Source organism: Terrabacter koreensis (assembly GCF_054783315.1).
In genome coordinates this window covers 48856-68720 of the sequence record NZ_BAAGQU010000013.1, presented here as the reverse complement: position 1 = coordinate 68720, position 19865 = coordinate 48856, and the positions used below count along the sequence as shown (strand labels likewise).

The following is a 19865-nucleotide window of genomic DNA, read 5'->3' as shown; positions in this document are numbered from 1 at the left end:
GCCAGACAACCGATGATCAGGACCCAACCACCGCGTGAGCGGTGCTGTCACCCTGACACTGACACCGACGCTACGCCCCGGGCAGCCAGGCGTACGGGCCCTTCCGGGCACGCGGCCGGCGCGGTGCGACGTGACCCGCCGGCCGGCATACGGCGCAGGGCGGGCGGTCGACGCGAAGTTACGCTGGCGTCATGGTGACCACTGCTCCCGCGCCGCGCGGACGGTTCGCCGGACTGCTCGCCCCGTCCGAGCGCGACCCCGCCCCGGTCACCGAGGCAGGGGTGAAGCGAGGGCTGCGCCGCGAGACGCTGCTCGTGCTCGGGGTCAGCCTCGGCTCCTCGGCGGTCTACGCCGTCCTCAGCATCATCGAGAAGCTCACCCGCCCCGTGCCGCTGTCGCAGCAGACCACCGCGATGAACCAGTCGGCGACGCCCGGGCGCCCCTGGCTCGACCTCGCCTACCAGCTCGCCGGGATCGTGCTGCCGCTCGTCGCCGTCGCGCTCGCGCTCTATCTGCTGAACCACGTGCGCCGGCCGGCGGCCGACGTGCGCGCGGGGCACTTCGTCGGACTCGACCGACGCGAGCCGGCGCGGGACCTCGCGCGGGGCGCCGGGCTCGCCGCCCTCATCGGCATCCCGGGTCTCGGCTTCTACTTCTTCGCCAAGGCGATCGGCATCAACACGCAGGTGTCGGCGGCAAACCTCGAGGCGGTGTGGTGGTCGGCCCCGGTGCTCGTCCTCGCAGCCGTGCAGAACGCCCTGCTCGAAGAGGTCGTCATGGTCGGCTACCTCTTCACGCGCTGGCGCCAGACCGGCTGGTCGTGGCCGTTGGTCATCGGGGTGTCGGCCCTGATCCGCGGGTCCTACCACCTCTACCAAGGCTTCGGCGGCTTCGCCGGCAACATCGTCATGGGGCTGGTGCTCGGCCTCGTCTTCGTGCGCACGCGAAGGGTCATGCCGTTGGTCGTCTGCCACTCGATCCTCGACGTCGTCGCCTTCGTCGGCTACACCGTGCTGCGGGCCCGCGGCGTCTCGATCTGAGCCACGCCCCACGAATCCGTCTGTGCCGGAGGCGCTTTGCCTAGCAGTCCCTCTTGACCTCGACTCGAACATGTGTTCTGCATATCTGCTTGGGTGAAGTAGAATCTGTGGATGACCGCGAATCCGGTTCGGGGCGTGGACTACTCGTCGACGTACCAGCAGCTGCTGGAGTGGTTCCCGGACAACCAGTCCTGCTTGGACTACCTCGCGGGTCTGCGGTGGCCGGATGGGTTCGTCTGCCCGAAGTGTGGGGCGCGGGAGTACTGGCGGACCGGCGCGGGGTTGTGGATGTGCCGCGCGTGTGGGCGGCGCACGTCGGTGACGGCCGGGACGATCTTCGACCGGACCCGAACGCCGCTGTCGACCTGGTTCGCCGCGATCTGGTTCCTGACCTCGCAGAAGAACGGAATGTCCGCGCTGGGGTTGCAGCGGGTCCTCGGGTTCGGCTCCTACGAGACGGCGTGGGCCTGGATGCACAAGCTGCGCCGCGCGATGGTCCGCCCCGAGCGCGACAAGCTGTCCGGGATCGTCGAGCTCGACGAGACCATGATCGGCGGCGTCGCCCGCGGCCGCGCCGGCTACGGCGACAAGGTCGCAGTCATGATCGCCATAGAACACAACGAAACCCGCCGCTTGGGCCGGGTCCGGCTCGCCGTCGCGGACCACCCCGGCACGACCCAGCTGGTCGACTTCGCCACCACCGTCATCGAGCCCGGATCCACGATCCGCACCGATGGTGCCCGCACCCTGCGCCGGCTCGCCGACCTCGGCTACCGCCATGAGTTCACCCTCGGCTACACGGCCATCGACAAGGCCAGCGTGCTGCCCGGCGTGCACCTGGTCGCCTCGCTGCTCAAGCGCTGGCTCATCGGCACCCTGCACTTCCGCGTCGAGGAAGCCCACCTGCCGTACTACCTCGACGAGTACACGTTCCGGTTCAACCGCCGCAACGCCAAGTCCCGCGGGCTGCTCTTCTACCGGCTGCTCGAGCAGGCCGTCGACACCAGCCCGCACCCACTCAAGGACCTCCTCAAGCCAGAAACCGGCATGCCGGACTTCACCTAAGCAGATATGCAGAACATGTGTTCGAATAGAGACAGGAGGGGTCCCATGCCGTTCACGATCGACGCGCCGTCGCAGCTCGAGCCGGAGCTGGTCGTCACCGTGTCCGGCGGCCTCTCCGCCCAAGGTCGGCGGTCGGCTGCGAGGGTCGTCGCCGGCCTGATGCGCGACGTGGGTGAGCGTGGCCCGTCGGCCACATCGGTTCACGGCGCGGTCCCCGAGCAGGCGTCGACCTCGCCCCTCGACGACGGCGACGACGCCGACTCCGCTGCCGCCTTCGAGGCGATGATGGACGCCGAGCTCGAATGGTTTGAGGGTGGCGAGCGCATCCGTGGCCTCGTCGACGACCACCAGCTGACTGCGCTGGCCCGCATGCATGCCGTCGCCGTCGCCGAGCTGTCGGCACGACACTCCCAGTCGTGGGTCGACCGCACTCCACTGTCGGCGGCCGAGGCCGTCGCGATGGAGGTGTCGACCGCGACCGGGCTCGCTCAGGGCACCGTGGCGTTGCGGCTCGAGCTGGCCACGGGTTCGCCCACGCGCACGGCGTTCCTCCGGGCGCAGGTCCGCGCAGGCACGACCCCGCTGTGGCGCGCCTGCGAGATCGTGCGCGAGACGCGGGCCCTCGACGACGATGTCGCCGACGGGATCGCCCGCGCAGTTCTCGCCCCGACCCGCGACGGCGCGGGTCTGCCCAACGCGCTCTTCCGCCGGCGACTTCGCCGCGCCGTCCTCGCCGCCGACGACGACCAGAGAGCTCGGCGCCGGTCGGCCCGCGAGCGCATCGGCGCTCACGCTCAGGTCTTCGACGACGGCACCGGCTGCATCACCGTCGTCAACGACGCAGACAAGATCGCGGCAGCCATGGACCGCGCCGACGCAGCCGCCCGTGCAGCCCGCGCCAAGGGCGACCCACGATCGCTCGACGAGCTGCGGGCCGACTTCGTCACCGGCGCGGCCATCCACGGCTGGCCCGACGACGACGGCTTCGCGCGCACCGCTTCCGTCCCGTCAGGTCGAGTCTTCGTCGTCGTGCCGCTCACGACCGCGGTCGGTCTCGACGACGCTCCCTGCGAGCTACCCGGCTACGGCTGGGTCAGCGCTCACCAGGCTCGAGAGCTGATGACCGCCGAGGGCTCGGTCTGGCAGACCCTCCTCGCCGACATCGACACGGGTGCGGCCCTGGCGCTCTCCCGCAACGGCTACCGACCGAGCCGCGAGATGGTCGAACACGTCCGTGCCGTCGACGGCGTGTGCCGCGGGCCCGGCTGCACGGTCCAAGCGCGGCAGTGCGACCTCGACCACGACGTGCCGTGGCCCCTGGGCCCCACCGCCGTCACGAACTTGACCGACAAGCACCGGCAGCACCACCGCGTGCGCACGGCCGGCTGGTGGCAGGCACACCGAGACGACTCGGCCCGCGTCACCTGGCGCACGGCCGCTGGCCGCACGTACGTCACCCACCCCAAGGACTGGCTCGACGGCCTGCGACCCAGCGAGCCACCACGGGCCGAGCCAGCACGGTGCGAGCCAGCACGGTGCGAGCCAGCACGGGGCGAGCCAGCACGGGGCGAGCCAGCCGCACCGCCACCACGCGAAGGACCTCCACCGGATCCACCTGCACCGCAACCACCACCGTTCTAGCCCACGGGTCGCGCGGTCGCGCCGCGCCGTGCGCCCCACCCAGCCGCACTGCATACGATGGCGCCCATGAACTCGGCCAGGCAGGTGCGCGCACGCCTGCTCGGAGACCCGGCCGACGACTTCCGCCTGACCCGCCGCACCGCCGGCCGGCTCGCCTGGCTGGGCTGGGCAGGCCCGCTCTTCTTCATGCTCGTGGGCGGCTTCATGCGCTTCTGGCACCTCGGGGCGCCGCACAAGCTGGTCTTCGACGAGACGTACTACGTCAAGCAGGGCTGGTCGATGGTCCTCTACTGGTTCGAGATGAAGAACGACCAGGTGCTCCAGGACGCGTCGCAGGTCGACCAGCACTTCACCGCCAACGACCCGTTCATCTACGGCACCGAGGGCGACTTCGTCGTCCACCCACCCGTCGGCAAGTGGCTCATCGGCTGGGGCGAGGTGCCGTTCGGCATCCTCAACTCGTTCGGCTGGCGCTTCGCGGTCGCGATGGCCGGCACGATCTCGATCTTCATGCTGGGCCGCATCGCACGTCGGCTCTTCCGCTCCGACCTGCTCGGCACGGTCGCCGCCGCACTGCTCGCCTTCGAGGGCCACCACTTCGTCCACTCCCGCACCGGGCTGCTCGACATCTTCGTCATGTTCTTCGGGCTGGCCGCGTTCGGCGCCCTGCTCATCGACCGCGACAGGGCGCGCGAGGTGCTCGCCGCCAAGGTCGGCGACCGGGCGCGCGCCGCCACGTCGTGGCTCGGGCCGTGGCTCGGCTGGCGGCCGTGGCGCTGGGTCGCCGGCATCATGCTCGGGCTCTCCGCCGGGGTGAAGTGGTCGGGCCTCTACTTCCTCGTCTTCTTCGGGCTGCTCACCGTGCTGTGGGACCTCGGCGCCCGCCGGGCCGCCGGCGTGCGCGGCTGGAGCGTCGGCACCGTCGTCAAGGACGGGCCGTACGCGTTCGTCCAGCTCGTCGTCACCGCCGTCGTCACCTACGTGGCGAGCTGGACGGGCTGGATCCTCAGCAAGGGTGGGTCCTTCCGCACGTGGGCCCAGAACAACCCTGACACCACGCACCCGTGGCTGCCCGACTGGTGGCGGTCGCTGTGGGCGTACCACCAGCAGATGTACGCCTCGACGCAGGCGATCAACAGCCCGCACCCGTACCAGACCAACCCGTGGTCCTGGCTCATCCAGGGCCGGCCCACGTCGTTCTTCTACGAGGGTCCGAAGAAGGGCGCGGAGGGCTGCCTCGTCGACCAGTGCAGCAAGGCGATCACGTCGATCGGCACCCTGTCGATCTGGTGGGGCGCGACCCTCGCGATCTTCGTGCTGCTCTTCATGTGGGCGTTGCGTCGCGACTGGCGGGCGGGCGCGATTTTGTGCGGTCTCTTCGCCGGCTACCTGCCGTGGTTCCTCCTCGGCGACCGCACGATCTACTCGTTCTACGAGGTCGCGTTCGTGCCGTGGGTGGTGCTCGCGTGCGTCTACGTGCTCGGCCTCGTCATCGGCGGCCGGGAGTCGTCGCTGACGCGTCGCCGAGTGGGCTACGGCGTCATGGGGGCCTTCGTCCTGCTGACCATGGGCCTCTTCGCGTTCTTCCACCCGATCTACGTCGCCGACGTCATCCCGCTGTCGGACTGGCAGGCGCGGATGTGGTTCCCCAGCTGGGTCTGAGGGCTACAGCCGATGACGTAGCACCGGGTCGTGCGCCAGGCGGTCGACCGGCTCAACGGCCGACCCTAGCGTCGGGTCATGAACGTGGCTGCGCCGATGTCCCGTGCTCCAGGCCAGCACCGCGGCTCGATGCGGTGGCCGGCGCGGGTGCTGGCGCCCGTCCTCATGGCCGCCCTCGCGCTGCTCGTGGGTGCAGCACCCCCCGGCTGGGCCGTGGCCACGGCCGACGAGGTGCACTACACCTTCACCGGTCCGACGTCAGTCGCCATCGACTGGCGCGGCACGGCCAGCGACGTGCGGTGGGGCACGACGACCTCCTACGACCAGACGGCCGCCGGCGTCGCGCCGGCGTGGACCCCGTGGTCCTCACCGGGGCCCTTCTGGCAGCTCGAGCTCGGCGGGCTCGTGCCCGGTGCGGAGTACCACTACTCCGTCGGCGGCGGCCCCGACTACACCTTCCACGCGCCGCCGTCGTCGACCTCGAGCTTCCGGTTCGACGCCATCGGTGACGTCGGCGACACGGCGCACTTCTCGCACCTCGGGGCCACGCTCGACAACATCAGCGCCGACGACCCGTCGTTCGTCCTCATGGTCGGCGACCTGACCTATGCCAACGGGACGGCGATCTCGGCGGTCGACCAGCACTTCAACGACGTCATGCGCTGGAGCACCCGTGCGGCATACATGCCCGCGTGGGGCAACCACGAGTACGACGTCCTCGGCTCGGACGACCTGCGCAACTACAAGGGCCGACTGCTCATGCCGCACGCGGCCGCCTCCCCGGGCTCGCCCGCGATCTCCGCCGGCGGCAACGACTGGGGCTGGTTCGACGCGGGTCCCGTCCGCTTCATCGCCTACCCGGAGCCGTGGACGGGCGCCTGGAGCGACTGGCAGTCCAAGGCCGGCCCACTCATGCGCCAGGCCCAGGACGACCCCACCATCCAGTACATCGTCACCTACGGCCACCGGCCCGCGTACTCCACCGGTTTCCACCCCGGCGAGACGGGGATCGCCTCGATCCTCGACGGGTTCGGGCAGACGTACAGCAAGTACGTCCTCAACATCAACGGCCACTCCCACGACTACGAGCGCTTCCAGCCGATCCAGGGCGTCACCCACGTGACCGTCGGGGCGGCGTCGTCGGCGGAGACGCCGTGGACGAGCACCGACGCGCGCACTGCCTTCCGCACCTTCCACCTGTCGCACATGCGGGTCGACGTCGGCAGCACCGGACTCAAGCTGCAGGCGGTGTGCGACGAGGCCGCGTCGCGCGACGACATCACATGCACGGCGGGCAGCGTCATCGACGAGTACGTCATCGGCACGCCGCCGGTGATCCCGGTCGCGACCGACTACTACGTCGACCGGACGAGCCCGGTGTGCAGTGACGCCGGCAACGGAACGGCGAGCGCGCCGTTCTGCACCGTGACCAAGGGCGTCAGCCGTCTCCAGGCCGGCAACGCCCTCTACATCGGCGACGGCACGTACGCCGAGACGATCAAACCGTCCGCGTCGGGCACGGCGAGCGCCCCGATCACCATCACGAGCTGGCCCGGCCGCCACCCCGTCATCGGGAGCGGCGTCACCAACGGCGCCTACATCTCGACGCGCAGCTTCATCAGCCTGTCCAACCTCACGTTCACGGGCACCACCGGCGACGGCATCTACGTCACGAAGAGCGACCACATCACCGTCCGCGGGAACACCGTGACCAACGCGGGTCGTCAGGCCCAGAGCGCCACGGCTCCCGGCATCAGCATCCGCACGACGAACAGCTCGCTCGTCGCCGACAACAACACCAACCACAACAGCGACACCGGCATCTACGTCACGACGACCTCCACCGGCAACACCGTGACCAACAACCAGTCGAGCTTCAACGCCCAGGGCTGGCAGCGCAACGCCAACGGCATCAACGTGACGAGTCCCGGCAACACCATCATCGGCAACGTCACCCACGACAACGAGGACAGCGGGATCCAGCTCTACACGGGCGCCAACAACAACCTCGTCACCCTCAACGTCACCTACAACAACGGCGACCACGGCATCGACAACCTCAACGTCACCGGCGGCACCATCGTCGGCAACACGGTCTTCCGGAACTGCACGAGCGGCATCAACCTCGAGGGGTCCACGTCGGGCACCTACCGGATCGCCAACAACATCGCCGTCGACAACGCCGTCTACCCCGCGTACGCCGGCATCAGCTGTGCGCGCCGTGCCGGCAACATCGGCGTGTGGGACGGCGCGCAGAACAGCACGCTGGTCGACCACAACCTCGTGCACCTCAGCAAGACCGGCGTCATGTACGCGTGGGGCACGACCTTCACGAGCCTCGCCGCCATGCGCACCGCCTCCGGCCAGGAGGCCGCGGGCGTCCAGGCCGACGCGCGGTTCACCGACCCGGGCTCGTGGGACCTCACCCTGCGCGAGGGTTCGCCCGCCATCGACCGTGGCGACAGCGGCGTGCCCGGCGAGCAGGCGGCCGACATCGTCGGCGCCCCACGCGTACGCGACCCGAACGTGGCCAACACGTTCGCGGCCGGACCGCGCCTGTACGACGACCTGGGGGCCTACGAGTTCCAGCCCGACGTTCCGCCTCCGGCACAGCCGCCGGTCGCGGCGCTGAGCGTCACGCCGGCGAGCGGCACCGCCCCGTTGCTCGTGAGCGCCGACGCGTCGGCCACCACGGATCCGCAGGGCCAGCCGATGACGTACGCGTTCGACTTCGGTGACGGCACGACCGTGGCCGGGCAGTCCGCCGCCGTCGCGAGCCACACCTACGACACCGCCGGCACCTACACCGTGATCGTGACGGCCCGGAACACCTCCGGCCTCACGGGGACAGCGAGCCGCTCGGTGGCCGTGGCCGCGCCTCCGCCGCCCGTCCAGCCGCCGACGGCGAGCCTCGTCCTGACGCCGAGCAACGGGACCGCTCCGCTCTCTGTCACGGCCGACGCCTCGGCGTCGAGCGACCCGCAGGGCCAGACGCTGACGTACGCGTTCGACTTCGGTGACGGCGCGACCGTGGCCGCGCAGTCCTCGCCGACCGCCTCGCACGTCTACACCGCTGTCGGTACGTTCACGGCGAAGGCCACGGTCCGGAACACGAGCGGGCTGAGCACCACGACCACCGTCACCGAGACGGTCACCGCGCCGCCGGTCGTCCAGCCGCCGAGCGCCTCACTGACGGTGACCCCGGCGAGCGGTGACGCACCACTGGCCCTCACAGCCGACGCGTCGGCATCGAGCGACCCGCAGGGACAAGCACTCTCGTACGCGTTCGACTTCGGTGACGGGACCACCGTGGCGGCATCCGCCACCGCGACGGCGGACCACACCTACACGTCCGCCGGCAGCTACACGGTCACCGTCACCGTCACCAACGCGGCCGGGCTCAGCGACAGCGCCGCGCGAACCGTGTCCGTCACGTCGCCCCCGCCACCGGCGCAGCCGCCCGTCGCCGCACTCGCCGTCACTCCCAGGAGCGGCCCCGCGCCGCTCGCGGTGACCGCCGACGCGTCGGGGTCGACGGACCCGCAAGGGCAGACCCTTTCGTACGCCTTCGACTTCGGTGACGGCGTGACGGTCCCCGCATCGACGGCTCCCACCAGCAGCCACACGTACTCGACGCCCGGCGCCTACACGGTCACCGTGACGGTGGCGAACACCTCCGGCGCGAGCTCGACGGCACAACGGTCGGTCGTGGTGTCGGATCCCGTCCTACCCCCCACGGCGTCGCTCTCGGTCAGCCCGTCGACCGGCACCGCGCCGCTGGACGTGACCGCCGACGCGTCGCCCTCGACCGACCCGCAGGGGCAGGCCCTCACCTACGGGTTCGCCTGGGGCGACGGCGCGACCACGGCCGCCTCGACGACCTCGACGGCCACCCACACCTACGCGGTCGCCGGTAGCTACACGGTGACCGTGACGGTGACGAACGCGTCCGGCCTCACCGGCACCGCGCAGCGCAGCGTGACCGTCACCGCACCTCCACCCGCCTACGTGGGCACGCTGGGGACGGCGGCGTCGGCCTCGTCCGCGACCGGTGCGGCCCTCACCCTCGGACCGGGTGTGAACGTCCAGAAGAACGACCTCGTCGTCGTCACCGTGCAGGTGGTGAGCAACTCCAACGGCGCCATCACCGTCACCGACACCGCGGGTAACACGTATGCCGTCGCACGCACCGTGTCCGCGTCGTCCGGGCGCCTCGTCGTCCTCACCGCGACGGCGACCAACCCGCTCGCAGCCGGCGCGAGGATCACGGCGACCTTCCCGAAGGCGGCGACCTCCCGGATGGTCGCGGACGACCTGCGGGGCGTCAGCCGGCTCGACCGGGTGGCGTCGGCGACGGGGACCGGCTCGTCCTTCTCGTCCGGGCTGACCCAGACGACGAGCGATGCCCGTGAGGTCGTGTTCGGGGCCGTGGCCGCGTTCACCTCGTCGAGCAACCCGACGTGGACGTCGGCCTGGACGGGGCTGACACCGATGGCCACGGGGAGCACCAACCTCGGCCGCGCCTACCAGCTGCCGACCTCGACCGGGGCCTTCCGTGCTGACGGCACGACGGCGGGCAGGTGGGCGGCAGTCGTGCTCACGTTCCGGCCGTGAGCCGGGACGCCGCGTCGCCCTCTGGCGCGGCGTCCCGCGAGCGGCGGTCCGATTCGGTGTGCCGGTCGGCGTGGTGTTATCTTTTCTTCCGCACCTGGGGCTGTGGCGCAGTTGGTAGCGCGTCTCGTTCGCAATGAGAAGGTCAGGGGTTCGAATCCCCTCAGCTCCACCAACGGCAGAGAGACCGGACACGCTTTTCGTCCGGTCTCTCTGCCGTTTCTAGGACTCGGTGATTCGAGGAGCCGCCGCAGCGAAGCGAGGACGGCGGAGTCCCCTCAGCTCCACCGATGAGAAACCCCGTCCCACCTGCGGAAACACGCAGGAGGGGGCGGGGTTCTCTCTTTGTCATCCGCCCGTCTCCCGCCGATGTGTCCCCCCGGTGTCCCCCGGGGCCACATTCAGCCTCGCCAGACCGGCCAGATCGGCGCCTGTTCCGAGGTGGTGCAGGTAGCGGTTCGTGGTGCCGATGGACTCGTGTCCCATCCACGCCTGAACCGTCCCGGGGTCCACGCCGCGGGCCAGCCAGAGGCACGCAGCGGTGTGGCGCAGGTCGTGGATCCGGCGGCCACGGCCCGCAAGAGGCCTACGGCTAAGACGCAGTGTCTGAATACGGGACGAAAGACCGCGTGACCGAGAGCCGAGAGCGGGTGGCCCGCTTTGGCCGGTCTTGATCAGGGTTGACGGGTTGCGCTGAGGGAAAGCGCTTCGAACAGGCTCTCCGTGACCTTCGCGACGGGCCCGGACCCGGGCACGGTGGTCAAGAGGCCGCGCTTCTCGTAGGACTCCAGCAGGGGTGCGGTCTGCGCCCGGTAGACCTCCTGACGACGACGGATGACCTCCTCGGTGTCATCGGCGCGGCCCTCGGTCAACGCCCGCTTGGCGAGGCGCTGAACCAGTTCTTCCTCGTCGACGGTGAGCACGAGCACGGCGTTCAGGCGATGGCTGCGGGCCTCGAGGACAGCCTCGAGCGCGGCTACTTGGCCGACAGTTCGGGGGTAGCCGTCCAGAAGCCACCCGTTGGCGGCTTCCGGCTCGTCGAGGCGTGCCTCGAGCATGGCGTCGGTGACGGAGTCGGGCACGTATTCACCCGCGTTCATGTACCGCTGGGCTTGCACCCCCAGCGGTGTCCCTGCCGCGACATTTGACCTGAAGATGTCACCCGTGGAGATCGCCGGGACGCTGAGCGCGTCGGCCAACCGAGTCGCCTGCGTGCCCTTGCCGGCGCCAGGAGGACCCATCAGGAGAAGTCTCATCCGTCTCTGATCCCGTCAAGCCGGCCGGCCGGCCGTGAGCTTGTCCCAGATGGACCCGGCGTTGAGCGTCTGGATGTGGTCCATCATGTAGCCCTGACCCACATCGACCGGGTACCGCTCGGCGAAGTTGACCTTCGCCACGGTCTCCTCACGGCTCCATCCGTTCGCTACGGCGTCGGCGACGGCCTGCACCCAGTCGACGAGGTTGGCCCGCTGCCGCGCCAGGTAGGCAGAAGTCACGACGGGGCCGTGCCCCGGGATGACCCAGTCGACGTCGAGCTGGGAGATGCGATCCAGGGCCGCGAGCCATTGCGTGACGTTGGAGCCCATGAGCCAGGTCTGGCATTCGGAGAAGATCGTGTCGCCGGTGAAGACGACTCGTTCCTGCGGGACATGGACGGCGATCTGCCCGGGCGTGTGGCCGGGGGTGTGGATCAGCTCGAAGTTGTGCGAGCCGAGGCTGATCGTCAGGTCGCCGGTGAAGACGATGTCGGCGCGGCCGGGGTCTGCGAAGTAGGTTTCGCGGTCCGGGAAGATCGCCTCGCCCTCGGGGTCGTCTGACGGGATCGCCTCGTGCGCGTAGTCGAACGAGTCGAGGCTCGGGGTGACCTCCATGAAGTTGTCGGCGACCCCCTGGTGGTGCACGATCGGGCCGGCACCGCGGAAGTAGAAGTTGCCGAAGATGTGGTCCACGTGGTGCTCGGTGTTGATGACGTACCGGATGGGCCCGAGGGCCTCGGCCTCCTGCCGCATGACGACGGCGCGGGTGGGCAACTGCGGCGTGTCGATGATGACGACGCCGTCGCTGGTGGCGACCATGCTCGGGTTGCAGCCGCGCAGCGTGGTGTCGGTGAAGACGTTCGGGGTGACCTTCTGCATCGTTTCGTTCCTTGGTTTCGTGGGGCCTCGGGTCAGCCGATGACCACGGTGCGGGTGTTGGTGAACTCGAGGGCGCCGGCCACGCCGAGCTCACGCCCATACCCGGACTGCTTGACGCCGCCGAACGGCAGCCGCGGGTCGGAGGCGGTGACCGCGTTGACGAACAGCGCCCCGGACTGGATGCGCCCACCCACCGCCAGGGCCCTGTCCGTGTCGGCCGACCAGACACTGGCCCCGAGCCCGTACGGGGTCGCGTTCGCCAGTTCGATCGCCTCCTCGTCCGAGCCGAAGCCGATGACGGCGGCTGCGGGCCCGAACGTCTCCTCCGCCATGACGGGCATGGTCGGTGTCACCGCGGTCAGGACCGTCGGGGCGTACCACGACGCGCCGTGCTCCAGCCGGACGCCGCCCGTCAGGACTGTGGCTCCGGCCTCGACCGAGCCCGCGATCTGCCGGTCCAAGTTGTCCACCAGGTCGGGTCGGGCCAGCGGGCCGATACGGGTACCTTCCTCGGTCGGGTCACCGATATGCAGCTGCGAGACGGCCTCGGCGAACCGGCGCCCGAATTCCTCGACGAGCGACTCGTGGACGATGAACCGTTTCGCGCATAGGCACGACTGGCCGGTGTTGAGGAACCGGGCCGAGACGGCCTTGGGCACCACCTCGTCGAGGTCGGCGTCGGCCAGCACGACGAACGGGTCCGAGCCGCCCAGCTCGAGAACGCTCTTCTTCGCGGCCTGCCCGGCGGCGGCCGCGACGTGCGCACCGGCGCGGTTGCTACCGGTCAACGTCACCGCGGCCACGCGGTCGTCTGCGATGAGATCGGCAACTGCGGTGGGCACCTCCGGCTCGGCGATGACCAGGGTCCGGAAGACGTCGTTGGGGATGCCGGCCTTGACCAGCAACGCCTCGATGGCCAACGCGGTGCCGGTCACGTTCGGGGAGTGCTTGAGCAGAGCGGTGTTGCCGGCCATCAGGGTCGGGGCCGCGAACCGGAACACCTGCCAGAACGGGAAGTTCCACGGCATGATCGCCAGCACTACCCCGAGCGGCTCGTGCCGGATCAGGCTGCGCGACCCGGCCGCCTGCACCTCCTCGTCGGCGAGCACGAGGGGGGCGGTGTCGGCGTAGTAGTCGCAGACCCAGGCGCACTTCTCGACCTCGGCTCGCGCCTCGGTGATCGGCTTGCCCATCTCGCGGGTGGCCAGCAGGGCGAGCTCGTCGGCTTGGCCGCGCAGCTGCTCGGCGACCGCCCGCAGGAGGCCGGCGCGCGCGTACACCTGCGTGGCTGCCCACGGCTGCTGCGCGTTCGCGACCGCGGCGACGACGGCGTCCAGGTCGGCGGCCGTCATCGGGGTGAACTGCTCCAGCGGTTCCCCGGTGGCCGGGTTGATGGTGATGATCGGGTCAGAGGACACGACGAACGATCCTTTCCAGCGTGCGGTTCTTGCCGTACAGGTAGCCGATGACCACGCCCACCAGGGCGGCTCCGGTCGGGACGAGGACGGCCTTGGCTGCGCTCGATCCGAGAAGCAGGGACATCGCGTCGAGCCCGTCGTCGCCGGCGGGCACGAAGGGCGCTGGGGCGGCGGCAGACTGTCGGGCCCCAACTGCAGTGGACGGTCCGGGGGACGATCCGGCGTCCAGGGCCCCGGCGGGCGTGGCGGCCTGTGCCGCCCGGGCGGGCTGTGCACCGTCGGCGACCGCGGCCCCGGAGGCGATGAGCTGCGCGAGGTTGGCGGCGAAGGTCCCCAGCATGCGGTTGCTGACGTCCTTCATGACCCCGCCGCCGAACTGGGCAGCCTTGCCGCTGACCCTCAGGTCGGTGATCACGTGCACCTCCGTGGCGTCCCCGCGCTCGTGCAGCGACGCGGTCACGCTGGCCTGTGCTCCGCCGTTGCCCTTGGCGTCGCGGCCTTGTGCCTGAAGGACGACACGTCGCTCCTGGGGGAACTTCTCCAGGACGCCCTCGCCCTTGAAGGTCATCGACATCGGTCCGAGCTTGATCTTCATGCCACCCTCGAAGGCGTCGCCGTCGACCGATGTGACGGCGGCGCCGGGCAGGCAGGGGGCGATCTTCTGGACGTCGACCAGTAGGGCGAACGCCTGGTCGGCGGGGACGGGGACCGTGAAGTCGTGCACGAGTTCCATGTCGAGGTCCTTGGGTGCGTGAGAGAGGTAGGTGGGTGGAGGCGGGAGGTGTCAGCGTGTTGCGGCGAGCAGGTCGATGGCGTTGACGTGCAGGGTTCGGTCGCCGCCCACGGTGACGTGGGCGCCCGTGACGTAGCCCGGTTCACCGGGGTCGCGGCCCGTGTGAGCCAGTAGCAGAGATCGCAGCAGGGGCGAGTGTGTGACTCCGACGATCAGGCGCCCGGCCAGCGGGCCTGGGTCGGCGATGCTGAGGACGAACCGGCTGAGGCGGATCGCCAGGTCAGATGAGGTCTCACCCGGCGGATCCGTCTGGGCTAGCCACCAGCCGATCCGGTCGCCCGCGGAAAAGAAGTGCGCCCACCACGGGTTGGCGTCGGCCTGCTCGGCCGTCATGTCGGGTACCTGTTCGGCCAGGGTCTCGGCGGAGCTGACCATGTTGACGCGCGAGCCGGCGGCGTACATGTCCGGGTTCCTGAGGGCGAAGTTGTCCACGGGCCCCTTCACGCGGAACCGGTCCCCTATGCCGCGGCCGATCGCCTCAGCGGTCTCGCGGGTGCGGCGGGTCCCGCCGTAGAGCAGGGTGATGGGTTGCCCAAAGCGGTCAGCGAGGGCGCTGCCGACGCGTTCAGCGTGCAGCAGCCCGTCCCGCGTCACGGGGACGTCGCCGCGGTGCGAGGCCACCTCTCCGTGACGCAGGAGCAGGACTGTCGTGTCTGGCATGGGTCAGACGGTCAGGCGTCGATGGTCGTGTAGGTCTTCACCGAGCGCTCCTCGAGGTACTCGATGATGTAGCCGAAGACGTTCTCCTGGAAGTGCGGGGTCGCCTTGTGGGCCTCGTAGGCGGCCTCGTCGACGTACTGCTCGTAGAGGAAGAACGTGCGGGGGTCCTCGGGGTTGACCTGGGCCTGGTAGAAGAGGTTGCCCTCCTCGGCGCGCGAGAGCGGGGTCATCTTGACGATGGTCTCCTCGACCCGCTTCTCCTCGCCTTCCTTGGCCAACCACGTTGCTGCCACGACGAATGCCATGAACTTCTCCTTGCTTTTCTTGGGGTCTGTCCGGTGGTGCGGTTTCTGGGGGCGGGCCTGCTCAGTCCGGCCGTGGGCCCACGGTGTTGATCAGGACGCCGATGCCGCTGGCTTCCATCTCGATGAGGTCGCCGGGTCGCAGCCAGCGGTCCAGCTCGAGTCCCGAGCCACCGGTGGCGGTCCCGGAGCCGAGGAGCTCCCCGGCTCGCAGGGTCAGTCCCTGGGACGCGTAGGCGATCATCGACTCGAACGAGTGGTGCATGGCCGCGGTGTTGTCCCCGCCCCACCGCTCGCCGTTGACCCGCACCTCCAGGTCGACGTCGTGCGGGTCGATCTCGTCAGCGGTGACGATGCACGGCCCAAGGACGTTGGAGCCGTCCCAGTCCTTGGCCTTGCACGGGCCCATGCCGACCGGCAGCTCGCGGGTCTGGGTGTCCCTGGCGGACATGTCGTTCCAGATCGTGTACCCGAAGACGTGCTCCAGGGCGTTGGCCTCGGTGATGTCCTTGCCGCGGCGCCCGATGATCGCGGCGAGCTCGAGCTCGTGGTCGAGCTTGTCGGTGTACGCGGGCCATGGGATCTCATCGCCCGGGCCGATGACGGTGTCGGGCAGGCCTTTGTAGTAGGCGGGCACGGAGTACCACTCGTCCGGGATCGCTTTGCCGAGGCGGGCGAAGGCGCTCTTGAGGTGGCCCTCGAAGGCCAAGAAGTCGCGGATCGTCCGCGGACGCAGCGGGGCGAGCAGTCGCACGGAATCTGCTCGGCCTGCCAGCGTGGTCGTGCCATGGGGCGCGCCGGCCTCGATGAAGGCGACCATGTCGCCGTCGAAGCCGACGTCGATGACGTCTTCACCGTCGAGGTAGGCGACTCGGCCGGTCGGTGCCGCGGTGTCGGCGCTGGGGGCGTAGGTCACGTACTTCACTGGGCGGCCTCCTCGATGGCGTCGATGATCTTCAGGTAGCAGCCGCAGCGGCACAGGTTGCCCCCGAGCCCCTCACGGATCTCCTCGCGGTCTGCGGCATGGCCTTCGGCCACCATCGCCCGTCCGGTCAGCACCATCCCGGGGATGCAGAAGCCGCACTGGAAGGCGTGATGGCGGTCGAAGCAGCGGACGACCGCGTCGTCCTCGGGAATGCCCTCGATGGTGGTGATCTCCTTGCCCTGCGCGAGCGGGGCCATGAGGATGCACGCGGACACGGGCTGCTCGTCCATCAGGACGGTGCAGGTGCCGCAGAGGCCGACGCCGCAGGTGACGCGCGGGCCGGTCAGGCCGGCGTGCTCGCGAAGGACGTCGACGAGCATGGTCTCGGGCTCGACGTCAGCGTGGATGGTGCGTCCGTTGACGCGTAGGGCGAGGTTCATGCGCCCTCCTCTCCTTGGATGTGGCCGACCGGGGGACTGGCCTGCTCGTGGCTGGGGGCCGCGGCCAGGACGCGTTCGGGTGTCATGGGCAGCCGGGTCACGTGGTACCCGAAGGACGCGACGGCGTTGCCGATGGCCGGGGGAACCGGCGGGACGGCGGTCTCGCCGAGGCCGTGAACTTCGGCGCCGGGGATCTGCATGACCTTGTGACTGATCGACACGACGTCGAGGGCGGAGGCGATGTTGTAGTCCGACAGGTTCGGGTTGGTCATCTGCCCGTCGCTGAACTGGAGCTCCTCGAAGAGCGCTGAGCCGAGTCCGAGGATCATCGACCCCTCGTTCTGCAGGTCTGCGCCGTGTGGGTTGACGACCTTGCCGGCGTAGGAGGAGGCGTACAGGGTCCGGAGGGTGATGACGCCAGTCTCCTCGTCGACGTCCAGGCTGGCGGCGGCAGAGCCTTGGTGCCAGTGAGAGGAGGCGACGCCCTGGCCGGTCTCGGGGTCGAGTCCGCCGTCGTTGGAGACGTACCCGTGGCCGACGGTGCCGTGCTGGAGCAGGTCCTGCGCGGCGTCGGCAAGTGCCCGGCTCATCATGTGGGTCGACCGGCTGGAGGTGGTGCGGGTGTCGTAGGGGACGCGGTCGGTGTCCGGGGTGCACACGACGATCTGGTCGACGTCGCACTTGAGGTACTCGGCGGCCAGGCGGGTCAGCATCTCCGAGGCGCCCTGGCCCATGTCGGCGGTACCGGCCTGGACCTCGTACCGTCCGTCGGGCAGCAGCTGGATGCGTGCCTCCGCCTTCGAGGGCGTCTGCATCCCCTTGAGCATGATGGCCACGCCCTTGCCGGCGCGGTCGCCGTCCTTTTCCCAGCCGACGGCCGAGGCGGCGTCGTCGAGCAGCTCCTCGAAGTGACTGTCGTGCATCACCTCGCCGGTGCAGAAGGTGTCGCCCTCGCGCAGCAGGTTCTGCCGGCGCAGCTCGACGGCGTCGATGCCGAGTCGGTCGGCCAGCAGGTCGACGGCACGCTCGGAGGCCCAGACGGACTGCATCGCGCCGTAGCCGCGGAAGGCACCACCGGGTGGCAGGTTGGTGTAGATGCAGTAGGAGTCGACGGCGACGTGCTCGAAGCGGTAGGGCCCGACTCCGGCATAGCCCATCTTCTGCGCGACACCGGGGCCGCAGTCGGCGTAGGCGCCCGTGTTGACATACGCCCAGATGCGTTTGGCAACGAAGGTGCCGTCAGCCTTGGCGCCCAAGCGGATGCGGACCGTCGAGGGGTGACGGGTGACCTCGTTGAACACCTCGTCGCGGTCCAGGACGCAGCGCACCGGGCGGCCGCTGACGCGTGCGGCGAGGGCGGTGATGGCTTCAGTGCGGATGAACGTCTTGGCGCCGAAGGCGCCACCCATCGGGGGAACGACGATCCGCACGTCGTCGGCAGCCAGCCCGAAGATGTGCGCGAGGTCCTGGCGCATGTTGAACGGGGTCTGGGTGCCGGTGACGACTTCCAGGCGGCCCTCGACCCACTGGGCGTTGGTGGCGTGCGGTTCCATCGGCACGTGGGCCGCGGCCGGGGTGTGGAAGACCTCGTCGATGATGACGTCCGCCTGCGCGAACGCGTCGGCCAGGGCCGTGTCGGAATCGTCGAGCTCGGTGATGACGTTCGGTTCCTGCCGGCCCTGCAGGGCTGCGGTGCGGATCCGGAACCGGTGGCACACGTTGGTGCCGTCCTGCGGGCGCATGTCGAAGTAAGCGGAGTCCGACTCGGAGGTCGCGTGCGAACGGTGGACGAGCAACGCGTCCGGGGCGATTGCGGCCATCTCGTCGAAGACGGCCGGGGCGCGTTCGTAGCTGACCTCGACGAGCGATGCCGCGATCCGGGCAGCGGCCAGGGTGGGGGCAAGGACGGCGGCAATCGCGTCACCGACGAACTTCGGCTCCCGGGTCAGGACGGTCTGGTCGGCGATCTGGCATCCGAATGCGGGCAGGCCGGCGGCGTCCACGTCGTCGGGGGTCAGGAAGATGATCTCGTCGTCCAGAAGGGCGGTCTGGAAGCCGGTGACCCGGCCCGCGGGCACCGAGGAGCGGATGATGCGCAGGTGCCACTCGCCCGGGATTCCGCCGTCGACGGCGTAGCGGATGCCGGCGGTGATGCGCGGGTTGACGCCTTGCACGGCGGAGGTTTCACCGGGTCGCAGTCGTGCGTTACCCGTGCCCTCGTTGTTGTCCTGGTCGCGGCGGGCGCGCGCGGTCGAGGTGTTCATGAGCTCACCTGCATCAGGGCTCGGCGGACCTCGACGGCCACGACACGTCGCCGGTAGGCCGCGGAGCCGCGGTTGTCGTCGATGTACTCGATCCGTTCCGCGTACCCGGCGCCGATCTCCCGGGCGGAGTCCTCGTTGCCGGGTCGCCAGGTGGCGCAGAGGTCGGCGAAGTGGTGCGGGCGGTCGCTCACGGCTCCGACCACGACTCGAACCGTGCCCTGGTGGACGACGGCGGCGACCGACGAGGAGGGCCGGTCCTCTTGTGACCGGGTTCGCAGCTTGCGGTAGACGGCGGCCCCTTGTGGCCGCGGGACGATGACTCGGGTGATCAGCTCGTCCTCCTCGAGGCAGGTGCTGTAGTGCCCGGTGATGAGCTCCTCGATGGGCACCCGACGGCTGCCGCGGACGCTCGCGATCTCCGCGACGGCGCGCGAGGCGACGAGCATGGAGGGCGGGTCGGAGGCGTAGTCGGCGTCGGCGAGGACTCCCCCGACGGTGGCGACGTTGCGGACGCGCGGGCTGGCCACGGCGCGGAACGCGGCGGCGATGCCGGGCCAGATCCCGCGGACGTCCTCGTCGAGCTCCAGCCGCCGATGTCGCACCATGGCGCCGATGGACAGGTCCCCAGGGGACTGCAGTCGCGTCAGCTCGCGCACGTCTTGCAGGGAGATCCAGTCGTCGGCCTCGAGCATCCCGGCCCGGACGAGGATGCCGAGGAAGGTGCCGCCCGCGACGATGATGGCCTCGGGGTTCTCGGCGCGTGCACGCACGACAGCGTCCACGCTGGTCGGCTGGATCCATGTCATGGTCGGGCCGCTCCTTCCTCGATGTGGTGCTTGTGCGCAGTGGTTCGGCTGACGCCTGGTCCGGCCGGTGTGACGGGGGTGTTCACACCGGACGGACCGGGCG

16 protein-coding genes and 1 tRNA gene are annotated in these 19865 nt (G+C 70.0%); 6 read left to right on the top strand and 11 right to left on the bottom strand.

The annotated features are described in order from the left end of the window. The first annotated feature begins 191 nt into the window (after positions 1-191). The 6 genes from ACYVNR_RS20985 to ACYVNR_RS20960 all read left to right on the top strand — a co-directional run bounded on the left by ACYVNR_RS20985 (position 192) and on the right by ACYVNR_RS20960 (position 10194). Positions 192-1040: a CPBP family intramembrane glutamic endopeptidase gene (locus ACYVNR_RS20985; protein WP_082081180.1), complete on the top strand. Its 849-nt coding sequence runs from the start codon at positions 192-194 to the stop codon at positions 1038-1040. A gap of 111 nt (positions 1041-1151) precedes the next feature. Beyond that, the gene (locus tag ACYVNR_RS20980; RefSeq protein ID WP_461050798.1) at positions 1152-2105 is read left to right on the top strand and encodes an IS1595 family transposase; all 954 of its coding nucleotides are present in this window, start codon (positions 1152-1154) and stop codon (positions 2103-2105) included. Positions 2106-2150: 45 nt separating this feature from the next. Next, on the top strand, positions 2151-3746 hold the full coding sequence (locus ACYVNR_RS20975; RefSeq protein WP_461050796.1) for an HNH endonuclease signature motif containing protein: 1596 nt from the start codon (positions 2151-2153) through the stop codon (positions 3744-3746). A gap of 66 nt (positions 3747-3812) precedes the next feature. Continuing rightward, positions 3813-5408, top strand: a complete 1596-nt coding sequence (locus ACYVNR_RS20970) for a dolichyl-phosphate-mannose--protein mannosyltransferase (protein WP_045186722.1) — start codon at positions 3813-3815, stop codon at positions 5406-5408. A gap of 78 nt (positions 5409-5486) precedes the next feature. Next, entirely contained in the window at positions 5487-10022 is a 4536-nt protein-coding gene (locus ACYVNR_RS20965) for a PKD domain-containing protein (RefSeq protein WP_461050794.1), read from the top strand. A 96-nt stretch (positions 10023-10118) separates the two neighbouring features. Then, a tRNA-Ala gene (locus tag ACYVNR_RS20960) sits at positions 10119-10194 on the top strand. Between the two features lie 173 nt (positions 10195-10367). Here the strand turns inward: ACYVNR_RS20960 and ACYVNR_RS20955 are convergent. From ACYVNR_RS20955 to ACYVNR_RS20905, 11 genes are all read right to left on the bottom strand, one after another. After that, positions 10368-10571 (bottom strand): tyrosine-type recombinase/integrase, encoded by a 204-nt coding sequence (locus tag ACYVNR_RS20955; RefSeq protein WP_461050802.1) that lies wholly within the window; start codon positions 10569-10571, stop codon positions 10368-10370. Positions 10572-10693: 122 nt separating this feature from the next. Beyond that, positions 10694-11275: an adenylate kinase gene (locus ACYVNR_RS20950; RefSeq protein WP_045186724.1), complete on the bottom strand. Its 582-nt coding sequence runs from the start codon at positions 11273-11275 to the stop codon at positions 10694-10696. Between the two features lie 15 nt (positions 11276-11290). Further along, positions 11291-12154, bottom strand: a complete 864-nt coding sequence (locus ACYVNR_RS20945; RefSeq protein WP_461050791.1) for an MBL fold metallo-hydrolase — start codon at positions 12152-12154, stop codon at positions 11291-11293. 32 nt (positions 12155-12186) lie between these two features. Next, on the bottom strand, positions 12187-13572 hold the full coding sequence (locus ACYVNR_RS20940; protein ID WP_461050789.1) for an NAD-dependent succinate-semialdehyde dehydrogenase: 1386 nt from the start codon (positions 13570-13572) through the stop codon (positions 12187-12189). Continuing rightward, a complete protein-coding gene (locus tag ACYVNR_RS20935; RefSeq protein WP_461050787.1) occupies positions 13562-14305 on the bottom strand; it encodes an SRPBCC family protein in 744 nt (247 codons plus the stop codon). The genes ACYVNR_RS20940 and ACYVNR_RS20935 overlap by 11 nt, the downstream gene beginning before the upstream one ends. 51 nt (positions 14306-14356) lie before the next feature. Further along, positions 14357-15025, bottom strand: a complete 669-nt coding sequence (locus ACYVNR_RS20930; RefSeq protein ID WP_461050785.1) for a phosphoglycerate mutase family protein — start codon at positions 15023-15025, stop codon at positions 14357-14359. Between the two features lie 11 nt (positions 15026-15036). Beyond that, on the bottom strand, positions 15037-15330 hold the full coding sequence (locus ACYVNR_RS20925; RefSeq protein WP_045186737.1) for a putative quinol monooxygenase: 294 nt from the start codon (positions 15328-15330) through the stop codon (positions 15037-15039). Positions 15331-15391: 61 nt separating this feature from the next. Then, complete coding sequence (locus tag ACYVNR_RS20920) at positions 15392-16252, bottom strand: fumarylacetoacetate hydrolase family protein (RefSeq protein ID WP_461050783.1); 861 nt, start codon at positions 16250-16252, stop codon at positions 15392-15394. Then, positions 16249-16692 carry a (2Fe-2S)-binding protein gene (locus ACYVNR_RS20915; RefSeq protein WP_461050781.1) on the bottom strand — a complete coding sequence of 148 codons (444 nt, stop codon included), beginning with the start codon at positions 16690-16692 and terminating at the stop codon, positions 16249-16251. Before ACYVNR_RS20915 ends, ACYVNR_RS20920 begins: the two co-directional genes overlap by 4 nt. Continuing rightward, positions 16689-18956 (bottom strand): xanthine dehydrogenase family protein molybdopterin-binding subunit, encoded by a 2268-nt coding sequence (locus tag ACYVNR_RS20910; protein ID WP_461050779.1) that lies wholly within the window; start codon positions 18954-18956, stop codon positions 16689-16691. Before ACYVNR_RS20910 ends, ACYVNR_RS20915 begins: the two co-directional genes overlap by 4 nt. Continuing rightward, entirely contained in the window at positions 18953-19762 is an 810-nt protein-coding gene (locus ACYVNR_RS20905; RefSeq protein WP_461050777.1) for an FAD binding domain-containing protein, read from the bottom strand. Before ACYVNR_RS20905 ends, ACYVNR_RS20910 begins: the two co-directional genes overlap by 4 nt. Positions 19763-19865 lie beyond the last annotated feature (103 nt).

Coding starts and splice junctions, on each gene's coding strand:
- ACYVNR_RS20905 (WP_461050777.1), bottom strand. CDS start 19,762: ATGACATGGATCCAGCCGACCAGCGTGGACGCTGTCGTGCGTGCACGC.
- ACYVNR_RS20935 (WP_461050787.1), bottom strand. CDS start 14,305: ATGGAACTCGTGCACGACTTCACGGTCCCCGTCCCCGCCGACCAGGCG.
- ACYVNR_RS20925 (WP_045186737.1), bottom strand. CDS start 15,330: ATGGCATTCGTCGTGGCAGCAACGTGGTTGGCCAAGGAAGGCGAGGAG.
- ACYVNR_RS20950 (WP_045186724.1), bottom strand. CDS start 11,275: ATGAGACTTCTCCTGATGGGTCCTCCTGGCGCCGGCAAGGGCACGCAG.
- ACYVNR_RS20985 (WP_082081180.1), top strand. CDS start 192: ATGGTGACCACTGCTCCCGCGCCGCGCGGACGGTTCGCCGGACTGCTC.
- ACYVNR_RS20970 (WP_045186722.1), top strand. CDS start 3,813: ATGAACTCGGCCAGGCAGGTGCGCGCACGCCTGCTCGGAGACCCGGCC.
- ACYVNR_RS20930 (WP_461050785.1), bottom strand. CDS start 15,025: ATGCCAGACACGACAGTCCTGCTCCTGCGTCACGGAGAGGTGGCCTCG.
- ACYVNR_RS20945 (WP_461050791.1), bottom strand. CDS start 12,154: ATGCAGAAGGTCACCCCGAACGTCTTCACCGACACCACGCTGCGCGGC.
- ACYVNR_RS20975 (WP_461050796.1), top strand. CDS start 2,151: ATGCCGTTCACGATCGACGCGCCGTCGCAGCTCGAGCCGGAGCTGGTC.
- ACYVNR_RS20915 (WP_461050781.1), bottom strand. CDS start 16,692: ATGAACCTCGCCCTACGCGTCAACGGACGCACCATCCACGCTGACGTC.
- ACYVNR_RS20910 (WP_461050779.1), bottom strand. CDS start 18,956: ATGAACACCTCGACCGCGCGCGCCCGCCGCGACCAGGACAACAACGAG.
- ACYVNR_RS20965 (WP_461050794.1), top strand. CDS start 5,487: ATGAACGTGGCTGCGCCGATGTCCCGTGCTCCAGGCCAGCACCGCGGC.
- ACYVNR_RS20980 (WP_461050798.1), top strand. CDS start 1,152: ATGACCGCGAATCCGGTTCGGGGCGTGGACTACTCGTCGACGTACCAG.